The organism is Fusobacterium perfoetens ATCC 29250 (genome assembly GCF_000622245.1).
Lineage (GTDB): Bacteria > Fusobacteriota > Fusobacteriia > Fusobacteriales > Fusobacteriaceae > Fusobacterium_B > Fusobacterium_B perfoetens.
Genome location: NZ_KK211416.1, coordinates 533,798 through 559,771 on the forward strand (window position 1 = coordinate 533,798; position 25,974 = coordinate 559,771).

The 25,974-nt window shown below is 26.8% G+C and carries 22 protein-coding genes; 16 read left to right on the forward strand and 6 right to left on the reverse strand.

Features of this window, described 5'->3' with window-relative positions; genetic code table 11:
- Nucleotides 1-58 precede the first annotated feature (58 nt).
- Nucleotides 59-1,228 carry a galactokinase gene (locus T364_RS0109440; RefSeq protein ID WP_027129377.1) on the forward strand — a complete coding sequence of 390 codons (1,170 nt, stop codon included), beginning with the start codon at nucleotides 59-61 and terminating at the stop codon, nucleotides 1,226-1,228.
- A complete protein-coding gene (gene galT / locus T364_RS0109445) occupies nucleotides 1,228-2,751 on the forward strand; it encodes a UDP-glucose--hexose-1-phosphate uridylyltransferase (protein ID WP_027129378.1) in 1,524 nt (507 codons plus the stop codon). The genes T364_RS0109440 and galT overlap by 1 nt, the downstream gene beginning before the upstream one ends.
- Nucleotides 2,752-2,793: 42 nt before the next feature.
- On the opposite strand, the gene T364_RS0109450 is transcribed toward galT, so the two are convergent.
- Nucleotides 2,794-3,102 carry a hypothetical protein gene (locus T364_RS0109450; protein ID WP_027129379.1) on the reverse strand — a complete coding sequence of 103 codons (309 nt, stop codon included), beginning with the start codon at nucleotides 3,100-3,102 and terminating at the stop codon, nucleotides 2,794-2,796.
- A gap of 178 nt (nucleotides 3,103-3,280) precedes the next feature.
- Nucleotides 3,281-3,589, reverse strand: a complete 309-nt coding sequence (locus tag T364_RS0109455; RefSeq protein ID WP_027129380.1) for a hypothetical protein — start codon at nucleotides 3,587-3,589, stop codon at nucleotides 3,281-3,283.
- 142 nt (nucleotides 3,590-3,731) lie between these two features.
- On the opposite strand from T364_RS0109455, the gene T364_RS0109460 reads away from it, so the two are divergent.
- The 9 genes from T364_RS0109460 (at nucleotide 3,732) to T364_RS10855 (ending at nucleotide 12,162) form a co-directional block, all read left to right on the forward strand.
- A complete protein-coding gene (locus T364_RS0109460; RefSeq protein WP_027129381.1) occupies nucleotides 3,732-4,556 on the forward strand; it encodes a tRNA lysidine(34) synthetase in 825 nt (274 codons plus the stop codon).
- The gene (locus T364_RS0109465; protein WP_245596698.1) at nucleotides 4,543-5,484 is read left to right on the forward strand and encodes a tRNA 2-thiocytidine biosynthesis TtcA family protein; all 942 of its coding nucleotides are present in this window, start codon (nucleotides 4,543-4,545) and stop codon (nucleotides 5,482-5,484) included. Before T364_RS0109460 ends, T364_RS0109465 begins: the two co-directional genes overlap by 14 nt.
- Nucleotides 5,485-5,621: 137 nt before the next feature.
- Nucleotides 5,622-5,840, forward strand: coding sequence for a FeoA family protein (locus tag T364_RS0109470; protein WP_035945634.1), 219 nt, complete (start codon nucleotides 5,622-5,624; stop codon nucleotides 5,838-5,840).
- A 93-nt stretch (nucleotides 5,841-5,933) separates the two neighbouring features.
- Nucleotides 5,934-6,161, forward strand: a complete 228-nt coding sequence (locus T364_RS0109475) for a FeoA family protein (protein ID WP_027129384.1) — start codon at nucleotides 5,934-5,936, stop codon at nucleotides 6,159-6,161.
- A gap of 28 nt (nucleotides 6,162-6,189) precedes the next feature.
- Nucleotides 6,190-8,373, forward strand: coding sequence for a ferrous iron transport protein B (gene feoB / locus T364_RS0109480; protein WP_027129385.1), 2,184 nt, complete (start codon nucleotides 6,190-6,192; stop codon nucleotides 8,371-8,373).
- A 26-nt stretch (nucleotides 8,374-8,399) separates the two neighbouring features.
- The gene (locus T364_RS0109485; protein ID WP_027129386.1) at nucleotides 8,400-8,579 is read left to right on the forward strand and encodes a hypothetical protein; all 180 of its coding nucleotides are present in this window, start codon (nucleotides 8,400-8,402) and stop codon (nucleotides 8,577-8,579) included.
- Between the two features lie 192 nt (nucleotides 8,580-8,771).
- Entirely contained in the window at nucleotides 8,772-9,758 is a 987-nt protein-coding gene (locus T364_RS0109490; RefSeq protein WP_027129387.1) for a TAXI family TRAP transporter solute-binding subunit, read from the forward strand.
- A 2-nt stretch (nucleotides 9,759-9,760) separates the two neighbouring features.
- Entirely contained in the window at nucleotides 9,761-10,231 is a 471-nt protein-coding gene (locus T364_RS0109495) for a DUF1850 domain-containing protein (protein ID WP_027129388.1), read from the forward strand.
- Nucleotides 10,228-12,162 (forward strand): TRAP transporter permease, encoded by a 1,935-nt coding sequence (locus tag T364_RS10855; protein ID WP_035945635.1) that lies wholly within the window; start codon nucleotides 10,228-10,230, stop codon nucleotides 12,160-12,162. The genes T364_RS0109495 and T364_RS10855 overlap by 4 nt, the downstream gene beginning before the upstream one ends.
- A gap of 82 nt (nucleotides 12,163-12,244) precedes the next feature.
- Here the strand turns inward: T364_RS10855 and T364_RS0109505 are convergent, their stop codons facing one another.
- From T364_RS0109505 to T364_RS0109525, 4 genes are all read right to left on the reverse strand, one after another.
- A complete protein-coding gene (locus T364_RS0109505; RefSeq protein WP_027129389.1) occupies nucleotides 12,245-13,828 on the reverse strand; it encodes an amidohydrolase in 1,584 nt (527 codons plus the stop codon).
- Nucleotides 13,829-13,975: 147 nt separating this feature from the next.
- A complete protein-coding gene (gene carB, locus T364_RS0109510; RefSeq protein ID WP_027129390.1) occupies nucleotides 13,976-17,182 on the reverse strand; it encodes a carbamoyl-phosphate synthase large subunit in 3,207 nt (1,068 codons plus the stop codon).
- 51 nt (nucleotides 17,183-17,233) lie between these two features.
- Nucleotides 17,234-18,292 (reverse strand): carbamoyl phosphate synthase small subunit, encoded by a 1,059-nt coding sequence (locus tag T364_RS0109515; RefSeq protein ID WP_027129391.1) that lies wholly within the window; start codon nucleotides 18,290-18,292, stop codon nucleotides 17,234-17,236.
- A 210-nt stretch (nucleotides 18,293-18,502) separates the two neighbouring features.
- Nucleotides 18,503-21,550, reverse strand: a complete 3,048-nt coding sequence (locus T364_RS0109525; protein ID WP_027129392.1) for a UvrD-helicase domain-containing protein — start codon at nucleotides 21,548-21,550, stop codon at nucleotides 18,503-18,505.
- Between the two features lie 204 nt (nucleotides 21,551-21,754).
- Between T364_RS0109525 and T364_RS0109530 the strand changes: the two genes are divergently transcribed.
- From T364_RS0109530 to T364_RS0109550, 5 genes are all read left to right on the forward strand, one after another.
- Nucleotides 21,755-22,918: a dicarboxylate/amino acid:cation symporter gene (locus T364_RS0109530; protein ID WP_027129393.1), complete on the forward strand. Its 1,164-nt coding sequence runs from the start codon at nucleotides 21,755-21,757 to the stop codon at nucleotides 22,916-22,918.
- A gap of 251 nt (nucleotides 22,919-23,169) precedes the next feature.
- On the forward strand, nucleotides 23,170-23,853 hold the full coding sequence (locus tag T364_RS0109535; protein WP_245596699.1) for an ABC transporter permease: 684 nt from the start codon (nucleotides 23,170-23,172) through the stop codon (nucleotides 23,851-23,853).
- A complete protein-coding gene (locus tag T364_RS0109540; protein ID WP_027129395.1) occupies nucleotides 23,846-24,553 on the forward strand; it encodes an ABC transporter ATP-binding protein in 708 nt (235 codons plus the stop codon). The genes T364_RS0109535 and T364_RS0109540 overlap by 8 nt, the downstream gene beginning before the upstream one ends.
- Nucleotides 24,554-24,576: 23 nt before the next feature.
- Nucleotides 24,577-25,518 (forward strand): NrtA/SsuA/CpmA family ABC transporter substrate-binding protein, encoded by a 942-nt coding sequence (locus T364_RS0109545; protein ID WP_027129396.1) that lies wholly within the window; start codon nucleotides 24,577-24,579, stop codon nucleotides 25,516-25,518.
- Between the two features lie 143 nt (nucleotides 25,519-25,661).
- The gene (locus tag T364_RS0109550; protein ID WP_027129397.1) at nucleotides 25,662-25,940 is read left to right on the forward strand and encodes an ArsR/SmtB family transcription factor; all 279 of its coding nucleotides are present in this window, start codon (nucleotides 25,662-25,664) and stop codon (nucleotides 25,938-25,940) included.
- Nucleotides 25,941-25,974 lie beyond the last annotated feature (34 nt).

Genomic DNA, 25,974 nt, shown 5'->3' on the forward strand with positions numbered 1-25,974 from the left:
TTTTTTCAATCTTAAAGTATAATTAAAATACAAAAGTTCATAGGAGGGCAAAATGGATATAAAAGAAATTATGTTAAAAAAATTCATAGAAGTTTTTGGAGAAAAAAATAATAAAGAATATTTTTTCACTCCTGGAAGAGTTAATTTAATTGGAGAACATATTGACTACAATGGAGGTTTTGTTTTCCCTTGTGCACTAGATTTTGGTACATATGCTATCTGTAGTAGAAGAGAAGACAATACTTTTAGAATGTATTCTATGAATTTTGAAAAAGATGGAATTATTGAATTTACCACAGATTCTCTAATAAAAACTAATGTTTGGGCTGATTATTGTAAAGGAATTGTAGATGTATTAATTAAAAAAGGATATAAAATTTCAAAAGGAGCTGATATTCTTTTATTTGGTAATATTCCTAATGGTGCTGGACTTTCATCATCTGCTTCTTTAGAAGTTTTAATGGGAACTATTGTCAACGAAATCAATTCATTAAATATTGATATGGTTGAAATTGTTAAAGTTGGTCAAATAGCTGAAAATCAATTTATTGGAGTTAGTTGTGGTATTATGGACCAATTCGCTGTTGGAATGGGTAAAAAAGACAACGCAATTCTTCTAGATTGTAATACTTTAAAATATGAGTATGTTCCTTTCAAATTAGATGGTATCTCTATAGTTATTATGAATACTAATAAAAGAAGAGGACTTGCTGATTCAAAATATAATGAAAGAAGAGCTTCTTGCGAAAGTGCTTTAAAAGATTTACAAGATAATGGTGTAAAAATAAATGCTCTTTGTGATATGACATTAGAAAAATTTGAAGAAGTTAAACATTTTATAAAATCTGAAGAAGCTTTAGTAAGAGTAAGACATGCTGTATCTGAAAATCAAAGAGTATTAGAAAGTGTAAAAAGTTTACAAGAAAATGATATTGAAAAATTTGGAAAATTAATGAATGCTTCTCATGTTTCTCTTAGAGACGATTATGAAGTAACAGGAAAAGAATTAGATTCTATAGTTAATGCTGCTTGGGAAGCACCAGGAACAGTAGGAGCTAGAATGACTGGAGCTGGATTTGGTGGTTGTGCTGTAGCTCTTGTTAAAAATGAGTCTATTAATGACTTTATTAAATTTGTTGAAGAAAAATATACAAAAGAAACAGGACTTGTTCCAGCTTTCTATGTAGCTAATGTTGGAGATGGTTCTAAAAAGTTAGGTGATATATAATGACAAATATCTATGTAGAAATTGAAAAATTATTAAACTATGCTATTTTTCATAATTTTATAGAAAAAGAAGATAAAATATATTTTAGAAATAAACTTTTAGCTTCTCTTAATATAGATTCTTATGAAAATATAGAAGAAACTGAAGAAAATGTAAAAAATCTTCCAATAGAAAATTCTTATGATATTCTTAACAGAATTTGTGATTGGGCTACTGAAAATCATTTAATAGAAGGAACTTTTGACGAAAGAGATTTACTTGATACAAAAGTTATAGGAGAATTAATCCCTAGACCTAGTGAAATTATTAAAAATTTCTTTACAGATTATAAAGAATCTCCTAAAAAAGCAACTGATAATTATTATGCTTTCTCTCAAAATACAAATTATATTAGAGTAGATAGAATAGCTAAAAATCTTCATTGGTATTCAAATACTGAGTATGGTAATTTAGAAATAACTATAAATCTTTCTAAACCAGAAAAAGACCCAAGAGATATAGCAAAAGCTAAACTTGCCCCTCAATCTTCTTATCCTAAATGTCTATTATGTAAAGAAAATGAAGGATATCAAGGAAGAATAAATCATCCAGCAAGACAAAATCATAGAATAATTCCTTTAACATTAACTAATGAACCTTGGTTCTTGCAATATTCTCCATATGTTTATTATAATGAACATTGTATATTATTCTCTGGAGAACATAGACCTATGAAAATTGACAGAGGAAGTTTTGAAAGAGTATTAGAATTTGTAGATATATTCCCTCACTATTTTGTTGGTTCTAACGCTGATTTACCAATAGTTGGAGGTTCTATTTTAACTCATGACCATTTCCAAGGTGGTTGTCATGAATTCCCAATGGCTTTAGCTAAAGCTGAAAAAACTTATACTATAAAAGGTTATGAAGATATAACAGTTGAAAAAGTATATTGGCCTATGTCAGTAGTAAGATTAAGAGGAAATTCAAAAGAAAGATTGGTTGAATTATCTGATAAAATTTTATTAAAATGGAGAAACTATTCTGATGAATCTTGTGATATTTTAGCTTTCTCAGGAGAAACTCCTCATAATACTATAACTCCAATAGCAAGAAGAAAAGGAAATGACTATGAAATTGATTTAGTTTTAAGAAATAATAGAACTACTGAAGAATTTCCATTAGGAATTTTCCATCCTCACAAAGAATTACATAATATCAAAAAAGAAAATATAGGTCTTATTGAAGTTATGGGACTTGCAGTATTACCTGGAAGATTAAAAGAGGAACTTTCAATACTAGAAGATTTATTAGTAAAAGAAAATTCTCTTGAATTTATAGAAAAAAATGAAAAAGTTCAAAAACATTTAGATTGGTGTAAAAATATTTTAGAAAAACATTCTAATATAAATTCTAATAATGTGGGAAAAATATTAAAAGAAGAAGTTGGTATTACATTCTCAAAAGTATTAGAGGATGCTGGAGTTTATAAACAAACCGAAGAAGGAAAAAAAGGATTTGATAGATTTATTGAATCATTATAAAATAAAGAAAGGTTCACTATAATGTAGTGAACCTTTTTTATCTTATAAAGCATTAATTTTTATTTCTGGCTTTTCTTCTACACAAGCTCCTTCTAATTCATCATAACTTCCATCTTCAGATGCATAACATACTTTATCTTTTAAAAGAGCTTCACCATATTCTATTTGCTCTTTTAATTTAGCTATATATTGTTTTAATAATTCTAACTTTTCTTTAATTATTCTTTTTTGTATATCATTTGTTTTCTCTTCAAATTCTTTTCCTTTAACAAATTCTTCCAACCTAGCTAATTTTTCAACTTCCATTTTATATTCATCTTTCATATATTTTAAATTTGTTTCCATACTCATATTTATCCCTCCAAAATATTTTTATTTTAATAATTTTTTTATCAATTATTTTTTATACCTAAATATTATCATATATTTAATTAAAAGTCAATAGTTTTTTGTAATAATTTCATTTTTAAAATAAAGAATAAATAAAAAAAGAGTTAATTGAGTAACTCTTTTTTACTTTAAGGTATAATTATAATTCAAACTCTATTAAAGCTTTTGCTGTAATTACTTTTACATTCTTCTTGTCTGTTATAGGAGTCCCACAACCAGAACATCCACCTCCACAACATCCATCTATACCACAAGAATGATGTTCTTCTTCTCCACCCATTCTTTTTAAATAATCTTCATATGTTTCTATATATCCATCTTTTAATAAAGAATCAAAAGCTTTTTCTAATTCTTCTTGATTAATACCTAAATTTTTCATAATAGCTTCATCACTATAAGTTTTTCCTGTAACTAAAAACTCCATTATTTTTCTTTCTATATCAGTCATATTTCCTCCTATTTTTATGAAACAATTACATTTTTATAATTAGATTATACTTTATTATCTATTTTGTGTCAATGTATATTAAAAGTATTTTCTCTAATAGATAATATATGATATAATATATTGTAATTTTTTGGAGGTGTAAATGAAAGAAATAAAAGTAAATCTTAGAGAAAATAATTTAAAAGAAGATACTTTTTTAGAAAGTATTAGAACTAGTTACAGAAAAAAAATTTGGTCTAAATTTGTAAAAGCTATAAATGATTTTGATTTAATCGAAGATGGAGATAAAATAGCTGTTGGAGTTTCTGGGGGAAAAGATAGTCTTTTACTTTGTAAACTTTTCCAAGAATTAAAAAGAGATAAAAGCAAAAATTTTGAAGTTACTTTCATAAGTATGAATCCAGGTTTTGAAGCTATGGATATTGAACAATTTAAAAAAAATCTTGAAATTTTAAATATCCCTTGTCATATTTTTAATTCAGATGTTTGGGAAATTGCTTTTAGGGAAGACCCTGAAAATCCATGCTTTTTATGTGCCAAAATGAGAAGAGGAGTTCTTTATAATAAAATTGAAGAATTAGGATTTACAAAATTAGCCCTTGGACATCATTTTGATGATATTGTAGAGACTGCTCTTATTAATATGTTCTATGCCGGAACTATAAAAACTATGGTTCCTAAAGTTCCATCAACAAGTGGAAAATTATCAGTTATTAGACCAATGGCTTATATAAAAGAAGAAGATATTATTTCTTATACAAAAAGAAATAATATTCAAGCTATGGGTTGTGGATGTCCTGTAGAATCTGGAAAAACTGATTCTAAAAGAAAAGAGATAAAAAATCTTTTAAAAGAATTGGAGTCTAAAAATAAAAATATAAAACAAAGTATATTTAATTCATTAAAAAATATTAATCTTGATTTTATTATGGGTTATACTAGAGGAAATAAAAATGATAAAAATTAATAATATAAAAGAACTTAATTCTATGAAAATAGATAATTATTATTTTGAAGTTTTAGAAAATACAATAAAAATTTCTAATAAAAAAGAAAAATATGAAATAAATATCAATTATAGGAATGATAATATTATTTCTACATTAGAAACGATTAAAAAACTTACTGAAATTAAAATCTCTCTTGATAAATTTCAAGAGAGAGAAATTTTATCTTATATAGAAAGTAAAGGCTTTAATAAAACACTATGGAATTCTATTGGTAAAGCCATGCATAAATTTAATATGATAGAATCTGGAGATAAAATTGCTGTGGGAATATCTGGGGGAAAAGATAGTCTTGTTCTTTTTAACTCACTTATTAGAATTAAAAAAATTGCTAATATAGATTTTGAAATAGTTCCTATCCATATTCACATGAAAGAAGATACATCTGACCTCACAGAATTAAAAAAATATATTGAAAAGTTTGGTTATAATTTACAAGTAATAGAAACTAATTTAAAAAATTTAGTTGTTGGAGAAACAAAAGAAAAAAATCCTTGTTTTCTTTGTGGTAGAATAAGAAGAGGAATATTATACACTACTATGAAAAACCAAAATCTAAATAAATTAGCTCTTGGACATCATAAAGATGATATAGTAGAAACATTCCTATTAAATATAATTTATCAAGGAAATAGAAATATTATGAAGCCTAGTTATTTTTCTGAAGAACATCAAGTTCAAATAATAAGACCTCTAGCTTTTGTAGAAGAAAAAAATATAATTAGTTATTCTAAAAAACTTTCTTTACCTATATTAGAAGAAAAATGTCCTTATGAAAGTAGTGCAGATTCAAAAAGATTAAAAATCAAAAATATTATTAAGGATATTTCTTTAGAAAATCCTGATGTGAGAAGTATTATTTTAAATAGTATTGAAGATTTATTTTAAAACGTTTTAATTTTTAAATTATAAGAATAAGATAAGATATATAATCGTAAAAAAAATATTTTAATTATCAAAATTTTACTTGACTATTATTTCTCTTTGCTGTATAATTATCTTATAAAAAAGTAGGGAGGATTGTGATGGTTATTCCCTTAGCCTTTGCTGAAGAAAATAAAATTTTAAAAATTATAGAAATTTCAGATAAATGTAAAAATAAAAAATCACTTTTGGAAAAAGGATTTTGTTCTGGTAAAGAAATCATTTTAAAAAATAGTTCTTGTGGTAATTTTATTGTTGACATTAATGGATGTCAATATATTTTAGGTTTCGGTTATGCTAAAAATATATTAGTTGAGTAGTTTTACAGCTTTCGGGCTGTAAAAATTTTTGTCTATAAACTTTGCTTTGCAAAATATTTAATTTATAAATTTATTTTATAGTAGGAGGGAATTATGAATTTAACAGAACTAAAAAAAGGAGAGACAGCTAGAATTATTAAAATAGGAAAAATTGGCGAATTAAAAAAAAGACTTATAGAAATGGGAATAACTCCAGGAGAAATTATAAAATTTGATAGAAATGCTCCATTAGGTGACCCTCAAGAATTTTTAGTTAAAGAAAATGGTATTTCTATAAGAAAAGAAGATGCAAAAAATATTGAAATTGAATTAGTCAAATAAGTTTAAATTTTTATAAAGGTGGTGTCTTATGATTAAAATAGCATTTGCTGGGAATCCAAATGTTGGAAAAAGTGCATTAATAAATGCCATTGCCGGTTCTAATTTAAAAGTTGGAAACTGGGCAGGGGTTACTGTTGAAAAAAAAGAAGCGTCTTTCACTCATAATGGTGAAGAAATTACTATGGTTGACTTACCAGGGGTATATAGTCTTAGCCCTAGAAGTTTAGAGGAAAATATTACAAGAGATTTTATAACTGATGAAAAACCAGATGTTATTATAAATGTTATTGAAGCTCCAAATATTGAAAGAAACTTATATCTTACATTGCTTTTAAAAGAGTTAGGAAAACCTATGGTTATGGCTTTAAACTTTTATGATGAATTTGAAGCTTTAAATCATAGTCTTAATTTATCATTACTTTCTGAAAAGTTAGAAATGCCTGTTGTTAAAACTTCTGCTCTTAAAAAGACTGGACTTACTGAACTTCTTAACAAAGCCATTGAAGTAGCAAAGAAAAAAGAAGTTCCTAATTTTAGGATTACTTTTGATTCTTTTATTGATAAACAATATCAAATTATCAAGGCTAAAATCAATTCTGACAAAACTTTTGATAAAGTAGTGGAAAAATACGGAATAAATTTTGTTATTATCAAACTTTTAGAAAAAGATAGTAATTTCTTACAAAAAGCAAAAGATAATTTTGGGCTTGATATTGAAAATTATTTAGATGAAAATATAAAAATTATTGAAGATAGATATGAAGATGATATTGATACTATTTTAGCAGAAAGAAGATATGGCGAAATTAAAGGGATATTAGCTGATACTTTAAGAACTTCATTAAAATCAAGATTAGATTTTTCTGAAAAAATCGATAAAATTCTTTTAAACAGAGTTTTAGGTCTCCCTATTTTCTTCTTAATAATTGGACTTTTAATGACTATTGTATTCAATGGAAGTGCTCCTTTTATTGATTGGATAGATGGATTTATTGGTGGTTTCGTTGGAAAATATGCTGGTATTTTAGTAGAAGGAACTCCAGAATGGTTACAATCACTTGTTGTTGATGGAATAATTGGAGGAGTTGGAGGAGTTTTAACTTTCGTTCCTTTGATGTTCTTATTATATTTCTTCTTATCAATATTAGAAGAAAGTGGATATATGTCTAGAGTTGCTTTCTTAATGGATAAAATTATGAGAGGACTTGGACTAAATGGAAAATCTTTCGTTCCTATGGTTGTTGGATTTGGTTGTACTGTACCAGCTATTTATGCTACAAGAACACTAGAAGATGAAAATTCTAGAAAACTTACAGCAGCTCTTACTCCATTTATGTCTTGTGGAGCTAGACTTCCAGTATATGGATTATTTACTGCTGCATTCTTTGGTCAAAAAGCTGGACTTATAGTTATGTCATTATATATGTTTGGAATTGTAATGGCTATAATTGTAGGATTATTCTTAAAAAGATTTAAAGAGTTTAAAGGTGAAAATAAAGCTTTACTTATAGAACTTGCTCCTTATCGTATTCCTAGTTTAAAAACTATAATGAAATCTGCTGGTAGAAGAACAGGTGGATATTTGAAAAAAGCTAGTAGTATCATCCTTGGAATTTTAATGCTTCTATGGGCTTTAACATATTTCCCTAACAATGGAAATGCTGAAAAATCTTATATGGCTTCAATTGGAAAAGTTATAGCTCCTGTCTTAAAGCCTACTGGTTTTGCTGATAGATGGGAACCTGTTGCTGCTGTAATTCCTAGTATTGCTGCTAAAGAAGTTGTTGTTGGATTTATGGCTCAAGTTTTAGAACTACCAGAATCTGATGAAGGTGAAGAAGAAGTTACAACTTTCAAAGAAGATTTAATGGAACAAGTTGCAGGACTTGGTGGAGCTGTTGTTGATTCTGTAAAAGGAATATTAAGTTTCAATATCAGTGGATTATTTACAGCCCCTTCTGGAGAGGAAGTTGAAGAAGAGGGACAAGGAGTAGTTGAAGCTACTAGAAATCTATGGACTGATGATTTAGCACCACTTAGAGCATACTCATTTATGATTTTCATTTTAACTGTTGTTCCTTGTGCCGTTACTTTAGGAGCTATTAAACAAGAATTTGGAATAAAATATTTATTAAAATTAACAGCAATGATGTTAATTATTCCATATATTTGTTCTACTCTCGTTTTCCAAATTGGTCGTTTATTTATCTAACTTTCTATTGAAAGGAAGTGAATTTTATGAAAACTTACATATTAATCGCTATATTAATTTTATTAGCTATATATTCTTTTAGAGGAATTTATAGAAATTTCACAGGAAAAGATGGATGTGCTTCTTGTGGACATGATAAAAAAAATGGTGGATGCAGTTGCGGTGGTAACTGTGGAGATTCGAACTGTAATTGTAAACATGATTAATAATAAAATTGTAATTAAGTTTTGTAAAAGAGGTTAGTAACTATTTACTAACCTCTTTTATTTGTTATTTATTATATATATCATTTTTAAATTATTTATAAAAAAATTGACATTTAAATAAAATATGATATACTTTAATTATGAGCTATTATGTTACATTTATTATTTTTATTTTACTTTAAGGAGGTTAATATGAACAAAAAAAACATTTTAAAACTTATAACAGGAACAATAATGTTAGGAATGCTTGTTGGTTGTGGTGGAGAAAAAAAGGAAGCTAATGGTGATTTGGATAGAAGTAAACATTTTATAACTGTTGCTACTGGTCCAACAAGTGGACTATATTATCCAATAGGTGGAGCTTTTTCTAAAGTTATAAAAGATTTAGGATATAAATCATCTGCACAAGCAACTGGGGCTTCTGTAGAAAATATAAGCCTAATATTAAATGGTGGTGCAGACCTTGCTATTACTATGTCTGACTCTGTTGCTCAAGCTTATGATGCTTTCGGTGCTTATGAAGGTAAAGAACCTGCTAAAAATTTAAGATGTTTAATGGGATTATATCCTAATTATGTTCAATTAGTTACTACTACTAAAACTGGTATTAAGAAATTTACAGATTTAAAAGGTAAAAGAGTTGGAGTTGGAGCACCTAATTCTGGTGTTGAATTAAATGCTAGAATGATGTATGAAGCTCATGGAATGACTTATGCTGATAGTAAAATAGATTATTTAAATTATGGTGAAGCTATTGACCAAATGAAAAATGGTTTAGTTGATGCTGTATTTGTAACAAGCGGAATTCCTAATGCTACTATAATGGAACTAGGTACTGTTGCAAAAACTGTTTTAGTTCCAATTGAAGGTGAAGGATTTAAAAAATTACAAGAAAAATATCCATTCTTCGTAGCTGCTGAAATTCCTGCAGATATTTATGATACAGATGGTCCAATTCAAACTGCAACAGTTAGAAATATTATGTTAATTAGAGAAGAATTACCTGAAGATGTTGTTTATGATATAACTAAAGGAATTTTTGAAAATATAGATGGAATTAAAGCTTCACATGCTACTTCTGAAAAACATATTTCTTTAGAAAATTCTCAAATAGGAGTACAAATTCCTTTCCATCCAGGTGCTGAAAAATACTACAGAGAAAAAGGAATAATTAAATAACTATGAAAAAGAAAAAACTGTTTTTGGGATTAATCATTTTTGGAATCCTTTTTTCATTAAAACTTTATAATGAAAAAATTTTATTAATATATAATATAAAAACCAACCAAATTTATATAAAAGAAAAAGTAAAGAATAATGATTTCATTGAATATAAATGGATTCATTCTTTTGAACATATTCCTTGGAAAGAAATGTTTCAAATTCAAAAAGATAATTCACTTATTTTAAAAGAAATTTCTGTTGCTGGATTTGGAGCTGGTATTCCTGAAAATAAAGGAAAAGTAGAAATACAAAAAGATGGTTTAATTCATATGACAAATATTAATCAAAAATTTGAAAATATCCAATGGATTAATTCCAAAACAGCTTTAGTATATATTTCTTTAAATAATAAAATTTTAATAAATGGTTATTCCTTACCTCATCATGAATTAATGAAACTAGAAATTAGAAGGAGGTTATCACTGTGACAGAAAAAATATTAGATGAAAAAAAGCAAGAAGAATTAATACAAAAATTTGATAAAGAAACAAAAACAAGAAAATTTGATAGTATTATTTTAACAAAATCTCTTTACTGGATTGCAATAATAATAGCTTTATATCATTTTTTGACATCAGCTCTTGGATATCCTGCTACTCATATGCATAGATCTTTACATGTAGCTATGATGCTTTCAATGGCTTTTGTTTTTTATCCTATGAGAAAAAAATCTCCTAAAAGAAAAATCCCATGGTATGATTATATTTTAATTATTTTATCCTTAAGTATAGCAGCATATATTTGGATAGATTGGGAAAATTTTATAAATAGAATGGGAACTCCTAATACTACTGATGTTATTTTAGGTACATTACTTATTCTATTAGTTATGGAAGCTTCTCGAAGAATATCTGGTTGGCCTTTAGTTATACTAAGTATTTTATTTATAATTTATGCATTAGTTGGAAGAAGTATGCCATCTATTTTTATGCACAGAGGATATACTTGGGCAAATGTTGTAAACCATTGCTTCATCAATACAGAAGGAATTTATGGAACCTCTGTAAGTGTTGCTTCAAGCTATATTTTTCTATTTATATTATTTGGTTCTGTTATGAATAAATCTGGAATGGGACAATTCTTTAACGATATTGCTTTAGCTATTGCTGGAAATTCAAAGGGTGGACCTGCAAAAGTTGCTGTTATTGCTAGTGGACTTTTGGGTTCTATAAATGGTTCTGCTGTTGCAAATGTTGTTACTACTGGAGCTTTCACTATTCCTCTTATGAAAAAAACTGGTTATTCTGATGAATTTTCTGGAGCTGCTGTTGCTACTGCTTCTGTTGGAGGTCAATTATTACCACCAGTAATGGGAGCTGCTGCATTTATAATGGCTGAAACTTTAGGAGTTAAATATAGTGTAATTATAAAAAGTGCTGTTATTCCAGCAATATTATATTATATAGGAATTTTAGTTCAAGTACAGCTTAGAGCTTCTAAAGAAGGATTTGTTGGAATTCCTAAAGAAAATCTTTTAAAAGCTAGAGATGTATTAAAAGTTAGAGGACATTTATTAATTCCAATTATATTCTTATTATACATGTTACTTCTAAGTGGAAGAACTGTTATATTCTCTGCTTTCTGGACAATAGTTTTAACAATTATTGTAAGTTTCTTTAGAAAAGAAACTAGAATGACACTTAAAGATATATTAGATGCTTTTGCTGAAGCTACACGTTCAACAGTATCTGTTGCAATAGCTTGTGCAATAGTTGGTATTATAATAGGAGTTGTTAGTTTAACTGGTTTTGGATTAAATATGGCTGATGCTATTATTGAATTAGGACATGCAAGTTTATTTTCTACATTAGTTTTAACAATGGTAACTTGTATGATATTAGGAATGGGACTTCCTAGTATCCCTGCATATTTAATTACAGCAACTATGGCTGCTCCTGCTTTGGTTCAACTTGGAATTAAAGATATGGCTGCTCATCTATTTGTATTCTATTTTGCAATGTTTGCTAATATAACTCCACCTGTTGCTTTAGCTTCATTTGCAGCTGCAGGAATTTCTGGTGGTAATCCTATGAAAACTGGGTTAGCTTCTGTTAAACTTTCTTTAGCAGGATTTATTATTCCATATATGTTTATATATAATTCTGGGTTATTGTTACTAGATGTTTCTGCTATAGGAGCATTAATTGTAGCTATTACTTCTACTTTAGGAGTATTTTTAATAGGTATATCTGTTGAAGGATATTTATTTACTAATTTAAATATTATATTTAGAGTTTTAGCATTAGTTGCTTCAATTATGTTAATTAATGCTAATAGAATTCAAGATGTAATTGGATTTGTTATATTATTATTTATTGTAGGTTTCCAATATATAAGAAATAAAAAATTACAAAATTAAAATTTTTATAAAATATAAAAATAAACTACATCTAAAATTTTAATTTCTTAAAATAATAGATGTAGTTTTTATTTTATTTATATTACTTTCTATTATAAACTATATTTCCTTCTACAACTGTTGTATCAACTTTTACTTTTAAAATATCTTCAGAATTAATTTCTATAATATCCTCACTAAGTACAATAAAATCAGCTAACTTTCCTACCTCAAGATTTCCTTTTAAATTTTCTTCAAAAGATGTAAAAGCTCCACCAGCTGTATAATATTTAATAGCATCAACTATAGGTAATGCTTCATTAGGCAACCATTTTTCTGCTGGTCTAAAACTTATATCTTGTCTATTTACAGCACAATGTAAAGCCTTTATTACATCAGCTGTGTCTACAGGAGAATCTGAACCAAATGCCATTGGGATATTTAATTTTCTCATAGTATTCCAAGCATAAGTTTCCAAACTTCTCTCATACCCAACTCTATCTTCTACAATATGTAAATCATAATCTAAGAATATTGGTTGAATGTATGCTAAAATATTTAATTTTTGCATTCTCTCCATTAATTGATTTGTAGTAATTTGACAATGAACTATTCCATGTCTTTTATTATTTAAGTCTGGTAACTTTTCAAAAGCATCAACACACATTTTTATAGCTCCATCACCTATAGCATGGACAGCAACTTGATAGCCTAATGAATCAGCTAGAGTTACAACTTTTTCAAACTCTTCTACAGTATAAGTTGCTATTCCATAATTTTTATCATTATCTATATATGGCTTTTGTAAAAATGCTGTTTTTCCTCCTAAAGAACCATCTAATAAAAGTTTTATAGGTCCTATTCTAAAATTTTTACTTCCATATCCAAAATTATAACCTAATTCTTTAAATTTTTTTATTTTTTCAAGTTCTGGGAAAAGGCATTGTTCTGTAATTTTTATTTTTAATTTTCCCTCTTTTTCTAATTCTGTATAAGCTTTTATAATTTTTTCAAAATCTTTATCTGGGAAAGTTTCAAAGTCATCAGTTTGTACAGAAGTAATTCCCATAGAGAAAAATTCCTCTTGAGTTTCCACTAACATAGTTTTTAATTCTTCTAATGATGGACTTGGAATATGAGAATAAACTAAATATAACCCATTTTCACTAAAAGTCCCTTTTTCATAGTCTACATCTCCACCACTACATTTTGTATCTTTAGTAATTCCACACACTTCTAAAGCTTTTGTATTTACTACTGCCACATGTCCACAAGTTCTTGTAAAGCAAATTGGATATTCTGTTGATATTTTATCTAAATCTTCCCTTGTTGGCATTCTTTTTTCGCCAATAAATAAATCTTGGTTCCATCCTCTTCCTAATACCCAACCACCATATACAGTAAATTTCTCTTTTCCAATTTTTACTACATCTTCTACACTTCTACAAGAATATAAAGGAATTTTTTTCTTATTATATCCATAATTTACAAAGTGAACATGACTATCATTAAAAGCAGGTATAACAGTTTTTCCCTCTAAATCTATTATTTCCCCACCATTTAATTTTTTTATTAATTCACTTTCATTTCCTACCTCAACAATTTTCCCCTCTTCTACTAAAATAGAATCCACTATTCTATTTTCTCTATCCATTGTATAAATTTTACCATTCTTAAATAATTTCATTTTCCTCACCCTCTTATAATTATTTAATCTAAAATAATTATAACCTATTTTAATATAATTAGTCTATAAAAACTAAAAATTTTATTATATAGAAAAAGGATGTTACAAAATATGTAACACCCTTTTAAATTTCTTTTTATTTTTTTACTAAATTTTAGAAATATCAAACACTTCTAATTTATCTTCTTCAAGATGTTTTTTCTCCATTTTTATAACAGCTTTTAATGTATCAATAGAAGTTAATACTTCTACACCGTATTCTGTAGCTGTTCTTCTCATTTTAAATCCATCTCTTTGAGCATCATTTGCTTTAGTTGGAGTGTTGATTAATAAATCAACTTTCTTATTCATAAGGATAGTTAAGATATTTGGCTCTTCTTCTCCTATTCTTCTTACAACTTCTGATTTAATTCCATGCTCTTGTAAATATTTATTAGTTCCAGCTGTTGCAAATAATTGACAACCAAGTTCAGATAACTCTTTAGCAATAGGTAAGAACTCATCTTTATCTTTATCTCTTATTGTTAATAAAATCTTTCTTCCTGAAACTTTATTAACTCTTTTTCCACCTAATAATCCTTTATAAATTGCTTCATCTACGGTATGTCCAACTCCTAAAACTTCTCCTGTTGATCTCATTTCAGGTCCTAATGATACTTCTACTTCTGATAATTTTTCTGTAGAGAATACTGGTACTTTTACAGCAATTAAGTTAGGTTTTTTATAAATTCCTGTTCCATATCCTATACTTTCTAAGCTTTCTCCTAAAATTACTCTTGTAGCTATTTCTATAACAGGTAATCCAGAAATTTTAGAAATGTATGGAACTGTTCTTGATGATCTTGGGTTAACTTCTATAACATATAATTCATTTTCATATGCTATAAATTGGATATTCATCATCCCTTTAGTTTCTAAAGCTTTTGAAATTTTCTTAGTGATTTCTAATACTTTTTCTTCTGTTCCTTCATATAAGTTTTGTTGAGGATAGATTGTGATAGAGTCTCCAGAGTGAACTCCAGCTCTCTCTAAGTGTTCCATAATTCCAGGAATTAATACTTCCTCTCCATCACAGATTGCGTCTACTTCTAATTCAATACCATTTAAGTATTTATCTATTAATACTGGATTTTCAGGGTCTCTATCAAAAGATGACTCTAAGTATTTTACTAAGTTGTATTCATCATGACAAATTTCCATTCCTTGTCCTCCTAATACATAAGAAGGTCTTACAAGTACTGGATATTTAATTTCATTAGCTATTTCAATTCCATGAGCTACATCCCAAACTGCTCTTCCTTTTGGTCTTTTTATATCTAATTCTTCCATCATAGCTTCAAATTTTTCTCTGTCTTCAGCTTCGTCTATTTTTTCAGCTGAAGTTCCTATGATTTTTATTCCTTTTCTAGCAAGGTCATTAGCTAATTTTATAGCAGTTTGTCCTCCAAATTGAAGTATAACTCCTTCTGGTTTTTCTTTTTCAATTATATTCATAACATCTTCTAATATTAATGGTTCAAAATATAATCTATCAGCTGTAGAGAAGTCTGTTGAAACTGTTTCTGGGTTATTGTTAATAATTATACTTTCAATTCCTAATTTCTTTAAAGCTTTTACAGCATGAACTGTACAATAGTCAAATTCTATTCCTTGTCCAATTCTTATTGGTCCTGAACCTATAACTATAACTTTTCTTTTGTTTTCTACTTCTACTTCATCAAACTCATCATAAGTTGAATAATAGTAAGATGAATCTGCAGCAAACTCTCCTGCACAAGTATCAACCATTTTATAAACTGGTTTAATTCCTAATTCTTTTCTTTTCTTTTCAATGTCGTGTTCTGTAACACCCATTAATTCAGCAATTCCCTTATCTGAGAATCCTTTTTTCTTTAAGTTTTTCAAGAATTTATAATCTAATTCTCCATATTTCATTTTCTTTAAAATCTCTTCTTGTCTTACAAGCCATTCGATTTTTTCCATGAAGAATTTGTCTATTCCTGTTAATTTTTGTAATTTTTCTTTTATATATCCTCTTCTTAACATTTCAGCAACTATGAAAATTCTAATGTCATCTGGTTTAACAACAGCTTCTTTTAATTGTTCCATAGTCATTTTCTTAACAGCTGGATGCTCTAAGTTATATCTTCCAATTTCTAGAGATCTAACACCTTTTAAGAAAGCTGCTTCAAAGTTATTTCCAATTGCCATAACTTCTCCAGTAGCCATCATTTTTGTTCCTAAAGTTTTCTTAGCATTTTTGAATTTATCAAATGGCCATTTAGGAATTTTTACAACTATATAGTCTAATGTAGGTTCAAAACAAGCAAAAGTTTTTTCAGTTACTTCATTTTTTACCTCATCTAATAAATATCCTAATGATAATCTTGTAGCAACTCTTGCTATTGGATATCCTGTAGCTTTTGATGCCAAAGCTGATGATCTAGATACTCTTGGGTTAATTTCAATTATTGCATATTTGAAAGATTTTGGATGAAGAGCAAATTGTACGTTACATCCTCCAACAACTCCAATTTCATTTACTATTTTCATAGCTGAAGTTCTAAGCATTTGATATTCTCTATCTGATAAAGTTTGAGATGGAGCAACAACTATTGAATCTCCTGTATGTATTCCAACTGGGTCGATATTTTCCATATTACATACTGTAATTGTATTTCCATTTTTATCTCTTATTACTTCATATTCTATCTCTTTCCATCCAAGTATAGATTTTTCTATTAATACTTGTCCAACTCTTGAAAGACTTAATCCTTTTAATAAGATTTCCTCTAATTCTTTTGGATTATGAGCAAATCCTCCACCTGTTCCTCCTAAAGTATAAGCAGGTCTTACAACTACTGGATATCCAATTTCTCTAGCAACTTGATATCCCTCTTCTAAAGACTCAACTATTTTACTTTCAATGATAGGCTCTCCTATTTTTTCCATTGCTTCTCTAAATAGTTCTCTGTCTTCTCCTCTTTTTATTGCTTGGATAGGTGTTCCTAAAATTCTTACTCCATATTTTTCAAGAATTCCTTTTTCTTCTAATTCAACAGCTAAGTTTAAAGCTGTTTGCCCTCCCATTCCAGCAAGAATTGAGTCTGGTCTTTCTTTTGCAATTACTTTTTCTATAAATTCAGCTGTGATTGGCTCTATATATATTCTATCTGCAACAGCTTTATCTGTCATTATTGTAGCTGGGTTTGAGTTAATAAGTACAACTTCAATCCCTTCTTTTTTTAATGTTTCACATGCTTGAGTTCCTGAATAGTCAAACTCAGCAGCTTGTCCTATTATAATTGGTCCTGAACCTATTACTAATGTTTTCTTTATACTTTTATCTAACATCTTTTTAGTCCTTTCATCTATTTAAAAATTAAAAAATAACACAAACCTTAATTACATTCCTTTTTTCATTAATTCTACAAATTCATCAAATAAATATTCAGAATCTTGTGGTCCAGGCCATGCTTCTGGATGGTATTGAACACACATTATATTATATTTTTCACTTTTCATTCCCTCTACAGAGTTATCATTTAAGTTTATATGAGTAACTCTCATATCTGCTGGAACTTTATCAACTACATATCCGTGGTTTTGAGAAGTGATATAAATTCTATTTCTATCTAAATCTTTAACTGGATGATTTCCACCTCTGTGTCCATATTTTAATTTTGTAGTAGAACCTCCTAATGTCCAAGCAAGTAATTGATGTCCTAAACATATTGCTGTAATTGGTAATTTTCCAACTAATTTTTTAATTTCTTCTATTACATTTCCTAAATCTGCTGGGTCCCCAGGTCCATTTGATAAGAATACCCCATCTAAGTTATAACTTAATATTTCCTCAGCTTTTGTATCCCAAGGGAATACTACTAAGTGACATCCTCTTTTTGAGAAGTTTCTTAATATATTTCTTTTAACACCGAAATCCATAACTCCTATTCTTAATCCATCTCCAGGAATTTCATAGATTTCTTTTGTACTTACTTCTTTTACTGCTTCTTTATTTGAAAAATTATCAAATTTTTCTTGTATCTCTTTTGCTGTTAAATCTTCAGGAGTTATTATAGCTTTCATAGCTCCTTGTTCTCTTATAATTTTTACTAACTGTCTTGTATCTACACCTTTAAATGCAACTACATTGTTTTGTCTTAAAAATCCATCAAGAGTCATTTCACATCTAAAATTGTTTGGTAATTTAGCATCTTCTTTGATGATAAATCCTTTTAATCTTGATACATCAGATTCCATATCCTCTAAATTGATTCCATAGTTTCCAATCATTGGATATGTCATTACAACAATTTGACCACAGTATGAAGGATCTGTTAAAAGCTCTTGATATCCTGTCATTCCAGTATTAAAAACAATTTCTCCTACAGTATCTTTTAACTCTCCAAAAATTTTTCCCTCAAAAACTTGTCCGTTTTCAAGAATCAATTTTCCTTTCATATATCCTCCTTTAAAAAAAAAGATATAACACTTAAGTTATATCTATATATATAAAATATAAAAAATTAATAACAAATTTAAAAAAATAGAAAAATTAAAAAGGAGTCCCTTTTGAATAGAAAATATTGATTTTATATTGTTTAATATAACATTTTTCCTCTTCATTTTCTCCTCCTTAATTATTTTTCGAAAAACATTTTACTATAAGTTCTATTTTTTGTCAAGGTTTTTTTCAGCTTCTTCTTTCTCTTTTAAAATTTTTTTTAATTTTTCTTTTAAATCAGGATATTTCGTAGCAACTATTCTTATATAAATTTTTTTCATTAACTCTTTTTTTCTTATTTGTATATTAGTAGTAGGAGTTAAATTTATTATAAATTGAAATAGTCTTTCTACTATTTTATCACTTATTTTTTCTAAATCAAGCTTTTTCATAAAAATTTTAAAATATTTAATCTCATATAATTCAGCACATAAATCAATAGGGTTAGTATCTAGGCCACTATAATCATCTTTTATTATTTTTGATTCTAAAATAAACTCAGTTAGCTCCCTATTTTTATTTTTTAAGGAAAATTCCATAGGAGTTTCTACTTTAGAATCAAATATATATTCATACCCTTTATCTAAAAAATATTTATACAATTCTATAGATTTAGGATAATTCTCTTTAGAAATATAAGTTAAAATATCATACTTTCCTTGTACTTTTCCATTATATTTAGCTCCTAAATATATAAGCATATCTAAAATATCTATATTTTGATATTTTAAACTATTAAAAATTGGAGTAAGTTTATTTTTATCAAAAGAATTTATATCCTTTTTACCTAATAAATTTTCTACTATATCTATTTTTTCAGATGAATTTTCTATATTTTTAAAATTTTCTTCTAAGATTTTTTTTCTCATCTTACTAATTCCAATAAAGTTAGAAGCTTTTTTATAAAAATTTATAGCTAATAAATAATTATTCTGTTTACTATATATATCCCCTAATATGTTATTCTCTTGCTTTTTACTAAAAATAGCTATGGCTCTATCTAACTCTTTTTTACTAAATACTCCCTCTTCTAATTTTTCAGTAAATATTCTTTTTACTTCATTATATTTATAGAGAGTATCTAAAATTTCTACTATATATATAAGAGTTTTTATATATTCTTCTTTCTTTAATAAAGTATCAACTATTAAATTTTCATAATGTTTTTTCTTTTTATCAAGATTATTTTTATTAATCTTTTCTAAAGCTAGTTTATAATCTCCATTTTCTATATCTTCCTCTATATTTTTTTCTAGTATCCAAGTAGGATATCCAGCCATTTCAAAAGCCTTTTGAGCTTCTTCATAGTTTTCTACATTATATAATCTAATTCCCTCTTGTAACCATTCCTCTTTATTTGAATGATGAATCTCTTTATTTATCTTTCTATTTATTTTTTCCTTATCATTATTATCTGATATTGTTATAAAATCTTTTATTTTCTCTAAAAGTTTATTTCCAGAGATTTTTTCTTCCATAATAATAAGATTTTTTCTCGACCTTGTAATACCCACATAAAAAAGATTAAAATATTTTCTATATCTTTGGTCTCTTTTTACATCTTTATTAAATATTTTTTCCCATGCAAAAAGATTTGTAGTAGCTAAGTTTAGACAAACCACATTATCATATTCTAATCCTTTTACTTCATCTACACTAAAAACCCTCATATGAATATCAGAAAATTTATCCAATTTATATTTCTCCTCTTTAGAAGAAACTATTATAACAAACTTAACATCAGTTTGAACCTTTTTTAATAATTCATAATCTGGAGGAATAACTGTTATACTTCCTCTATCTACTATAAAGTTTTCTTTATAATCTTTTACTCCTAAATTTCCTATGTACTCTTTTCTAAGCTCTGTCAAAAAGTTAGCAAGTTCAACTATACTTTTGGAGTTTCTATAGTTTTTACTAAGGACAATCTCTGTATTTTGAAGATTATTTTTAAAATAATAATTTCTAAGTCTTTCAAAACTGAAAGAATTAAAGTTTATCATTTGATGTATATCTCCAGCTAACAATATATTTCTTTTATCTTTTAAAAGACTTAACATAAAATATATCTCTACTTCTGTAAAATCTTGAATTTCATCAACTATTATAAAATCATATTGAGGTTGATTTTTTATAGCTCTAACAACTAAATCATTCATATCATAAAGATTATTTTCATCTTTCCATTCTTCATATTTTTCAGCTATTTTATATATAGCTTTTTTACTTTCATCATCTAATAATGAATAATTTTTATTTAAATTTAAATAATTTTCCAAAGACATAAGTTTAGAAGTTAAATCTTTATCCCAATTGTCTGTACTTCCTTTACTCATAAGTCCTTTTAATATCCCCATTATTTCAAAATAGATATTAAAATCTTCTACTCCTAATTTTTTTCTATTTGGAAATGAAAAAGAAATAAATTCTTTAAATTTTTTTAAACGAACTATTTTTCTAGTATCTATCCCCAAAGTTTTTTTATAATATTCTCTTGGTGTATAAAAATCAGTTATTTTTGGTAAATCTTTTTTTCTAAATATTTGGTATTGCTCCTTAATAGTATCTTTTAAAAGAGCATTTCCTGTAAAATATCCTATCTTTTTTATTCCATAAAATTCTTGATACTCCTCAAGATTTAAAATTTTTCTAATTGTAATTGTAGATTTTCCACTACCAGCACTTCCTGCTACAAGTAAAGGAGTTGGTTCTTTTAAAGCTTCATATTGTTCATCATTTAAGTAATAATAGTAATATATATTTTTATCACTTCCAACTTTAGAAAATTCTCCATCCTCTGTTACTTCGTAACTTATAACTTGGCTATAATCTAAATACACTTCTTGAGGTATTTCCTCATTTTCTTCTATAAATTCATTTTTATTTATAGAAAATTCTTCCACATTATTAATCTCTGCATTTTTTCCTTTTTTTACTCCTCTATCGTGGGAAGAGTACAATATAAAAGTTATTTTTTCCTCTTCATCTTTTCTTTTATCTAAAGAAAAAAATACTCTATCCCCATTATTTATTCTAAATTCAAATCTATTTTCTATACCTTTTAATTTTTTTATCCAAAATCCTTTTGGAATTTCCCTTATATTATTTATATTTTTTAAAATTTCTTCATAAAAATATAAAAGATTTTTTTCTATATAATTTATCTTTTCCTTTTTTATATCTTTAAAAAAAGTTTCTCTTATCAAAAATTTCATTTCTAGCCTCTTTTCTACCATTTATCATCTATTAAATTATACTATACTTTATTATTTTATAAAAGACATTTATTTTTTTATTAAAAATGAACTATTTTAACTCATTTTCTTTTTATTTGTTTCATTTTTTCTTGACTTTTAGTTGTTATTGAGCTATACTCTATTAGTAACTAAAATTTATTTATTTCTTAGGAGGTCTTTTTTATGGAAAAAATGAAAGATTCTCTAATAATAAAACTTATTATTGGAGTAATTGTTGGACTTGTTGTAGGTCTTTATGTTGGTGAAAGTGCCATTGGACTTATTAATACTGTTAAATTTATTTTAGGACAAATTATATTCTTTACAGTTCCTTTAATAATTCTTGGATTTATAGCTCCTGCTATAACACAAATGAAATCTAACGCTAGTAAAATGCTTGCTACAATGTTAGGACTTTCATATTTCTCTTCTGTTGGAGCTGCAGTTATGTCTATGATTGCTGGATATGCTTTAATTCCTAAATTAAATATTGTTAACAATGCTGAAGGATTAAAATCTATCCCTGAATTAATTTTTAAAGTTGAAATCCCTCCAGTAATGCAAGTTATGACAGCTTTAGTTCTTGCTATAATTTTAGGACTTGCTGTTGTATGGACTGGTTCAAAAAGAACTGAAGAACTATTATTAGAATTTGGAAACATCATGTTAGCAGTTGTTAACAGAATAGTAATTCCTATTTTACCAGCTTTCATTGCTTGTACATTTGCAACTCTTGCTTATGAAGGTGGAATTACAAAACAATTCCCAGTATTTGCTAAAGTTATTGTAATTGTATTAGTTGGACACTATATTTGGTTAGCTATCCTTTATACAATCGGTGGAATTGTTAATAAATGTAACCCTATGGAAGTATTAAAATATTATGGTCCAGCTTACTTAACAGCTGTTGGAACAATGTCTTCTGCTGCTACATTACCAGTTGCTTTATCTTGTGCTAAAAAATCTAAAGTTTTAGATGAAGATATCGTAAACTTCGGTGTACCATTAGGAGCAACTACTCACCTTTGTGGTTCTGTTTTAACAGAAGTTTTCTTTGTTATGACTGTTTCTAAAATATTATATGGAAGCATTCCTAGCTTTGGAACAATGTTATTATTTGTAGTATTATTAGGAGTATTTGCTGTTGGAGCTCCTGGAGTACCAGGTGGAACTGTTATGGCATCAATTGGAATTATCATCTCTGTTTTAGGATTTGATGATACAGGAGTTGCTTTAATGCTTACTGTATTTGCTCTTCAAGATAGTTTCGGAACTGCTTGTAACGTAACAGGTGACGGAGCATTAACTATGATTCTTAACGGATTATATGGTAAGAAAAAAGCTTAATAAAAATTTAAGCTAAAATTAAAAAAATATTATAATTTTTTTAAAGGATTGTTATAAAATAATTAATTATTTTATAACATCCTTTTTTATTCCACTTATTTTTATTTTACTTGCTTTTATTTTTTTCCTATGTTAAAATTATATAATAAATAATTTAGAAAGGCAAAATTATGGATAATAAAAATATTTTTAAAAAACATATTTTATTTTTAGGGATTTTTATATTTTGGTGTATAACTTCCTATTTAAAAATGTGGAATACTTTTTTAGTTCCAACTCCTTGGAAAGTTTTTAATACTTTTATTATATTCATTGAAAATGGAAAACTATTCCACCATCTTTTTACAAGTTTTTTAAGAGTTTTTTTTGGTTTTATTATAGCTTTCTCTCTAGGAGTTCCTCTTGCTATCTTATTTGGAACTTTTCCTAAAGTATATATTTTTTTTCAAGGAATATTAGAATTTTTTAGAAATGTCCCACCACTATCACTTATGCCTCTTATTATTTTATGGTTTGGAATTGGAGAAACTTCAAAAATAGTGATTATAGTTTTGGCTTCTTTTTTCCCTATTTTTTTAAATACTTTGAAAGGGATAAGAAGTTGTGATAAAAAACTCATTGAAGTTGGACAAGTCTTTGGACTTAATAAATGGGAAATTTTTAAAAAAATAATATTTCCAAATTCTATTCCTGATATACTTCTTGGAGTAAAACTTTCTATTGGATATTCATGGAGGTCTATTATAGGAGCTGAAATGATAGCTGCCTCTTCTGGACTTGGATATTTAATATTAGATGGACAACTTTTATCAAGAATAGATATTGTAGCTATTGGAATTATCTCCATTGGAATTTTTGGAATTATTACTGATAAACTTCTATCTAAAATTATTGGAAGCTTTTTAAAGAAGAGAGGTTTTATAGGATATGAATAAATTTATACTTAAAAATCTTAATAAAAAATTTCAAGATAAAGAGATATTTAAAAATATAAATTTAGAAATTAATAGTGATGAAATTACTGTTATTTTAGGAAAAAGTGGTTGTGGAAAAACTACTTTACTTAGAATATTAGGTAGTTTAGATAAAGATTTTTCAGGAGATATTACTTTTTTAAAAAATAATATAGAAGTTTCTAATTTTAAAATAGGATTTGTTTTTCAAGAAAGTAGGCTTATGCCTTGGCTTACTGTAGAAAAAAATATAAAACTTCATGATAAAGAAAATAAAATTTCTACTTCAGATGTAGATAAATTTTTATCTCTTGTTTCTCTTGAAAATTGTAAAAATCTTTTTCCTAATCAATTATCAGGTGGTATGAGTAATAGAGTTTCTATTGCTCGAGCTCTTTCTTATAACCCTGATATACTTTTAATGGACGAGCCTTTTTCAGCTCTTGATTATTTTACTAGAAAAAATTTACAAAAAGTTATAGTTGAAGTTTTTAAAAATACAAATAAAGGAATTATTTTTGTAACTCATGATATAGATGAGGCTCTAGCTATTGCAAATAAAATTTTAGTTATAAATCACAAAAACTTTTATGAATTTTCTTTAGGAAATAATTTAGATAGAGATATTGATAGTATAAAATTTTTAGATATTAAAAAGGAAATAAAAAAATTATTAGAATAATATATTTATAAGGAGATTTTAAAATGAAAAAAAAATTATTTGCTATCTTGTTACTTGTAGTTTTTGCTTTTGTTAGTTGTGGTAAAGAAAGAGTAGAAGAATATCCTAAGGTACTTAATATGACTTATGTTAAAGCACCTCTTAATATTCCATCTATTTTAGGTAGAAATGATGGACTTTTCCAAAAGGCCTTTGATGAAGTTAATACAGAGGTAAAATTTTCTGAACTTACAACTGGACCTGAACAAATTCAAGCTTTAGCTTCTGGACAAATGGATATTTTATACGCTCTTAGTTGTACATCTGCCCTTATTGGAGCTTCTAATGGAGTGGATTTAAAAATTACAGGAGTTTATACTAGAGCCCCAAAAGTATTTATGATATTAACTAAAGATAAAAATATAAATTCTCCAAAAGATTTTATTGGAAAAAAAGTGGCTGGTCCTAAGGGAACTATTTTACATCAACTTTTAGTAACTTACTTAAACACAGAAAATGTAAATGTTGATGATGTAGACTTTTTAAATATGGGACTACCTGGAGCAATGTCTGCTCTTTTAAATGGTAGTGTTGATATAGCCCTTTTAGCTGGTCCTGTAGCTCTTAACACTATAAAATCTGGAGCAAAAGTTATTACAACAGGAGAAGGTCTTGTACAAGGTTTAGTTGTTACTGCTGTAAGAGGAGATTTCTTAGAAAAATATCCTAAAGCTATGGAAAAATTTAATAAAACTAATGATGAAATTTTAAATATTATAAATAATAATTTTGAAGATATAGTTGATAAAGTAGCTAAAGAAGTTGAAAATACTCCTGAAGAAGTTAGAACTATGTTCCCTCTTTATGATTTTAATACTACAATTACAGAAGATGATATTAAAGATTTAAAAGCTACTCAAGATTTCTTAATTGCTAATGGTTTACAAGAAAAAGCAATAGACATAGAAAGCATAATTGTTAAATAAGTTTTTGGGAGAAATTTAACATAGATAGAAATTAGAGTTGTTACATTTATAATAAACATTTTGTAGCAACTCTGATTTTTTAAAAGATACATTGACAATTATCAATATGTATATTATAATTAATTTATAAAAGGAGGATAGTTATGGATAAATATGAAAAAAATGCTAGAATTTTTAAAGCCTTTTGTGACCCTAATAGACTTAAAATTATTCATCTTTTACAAACAGGTGAATTATGTGGTTGTAAATTATTAGAGCAATTAAACATTGGTCAACCAACTTTATCACATCATATGAAAATTTTAATAGATGCTGGAATTGTTAAAGGTTTTAAAGATGGAAAGTGGATGCACTATTCTCTTGATATAGAAGGTTTTAAAAATGTAAAAAATATTTTAGATGATATAATGAAAGATAGATAATAATTTATCTATTTTTTATCCATTAACATATCGA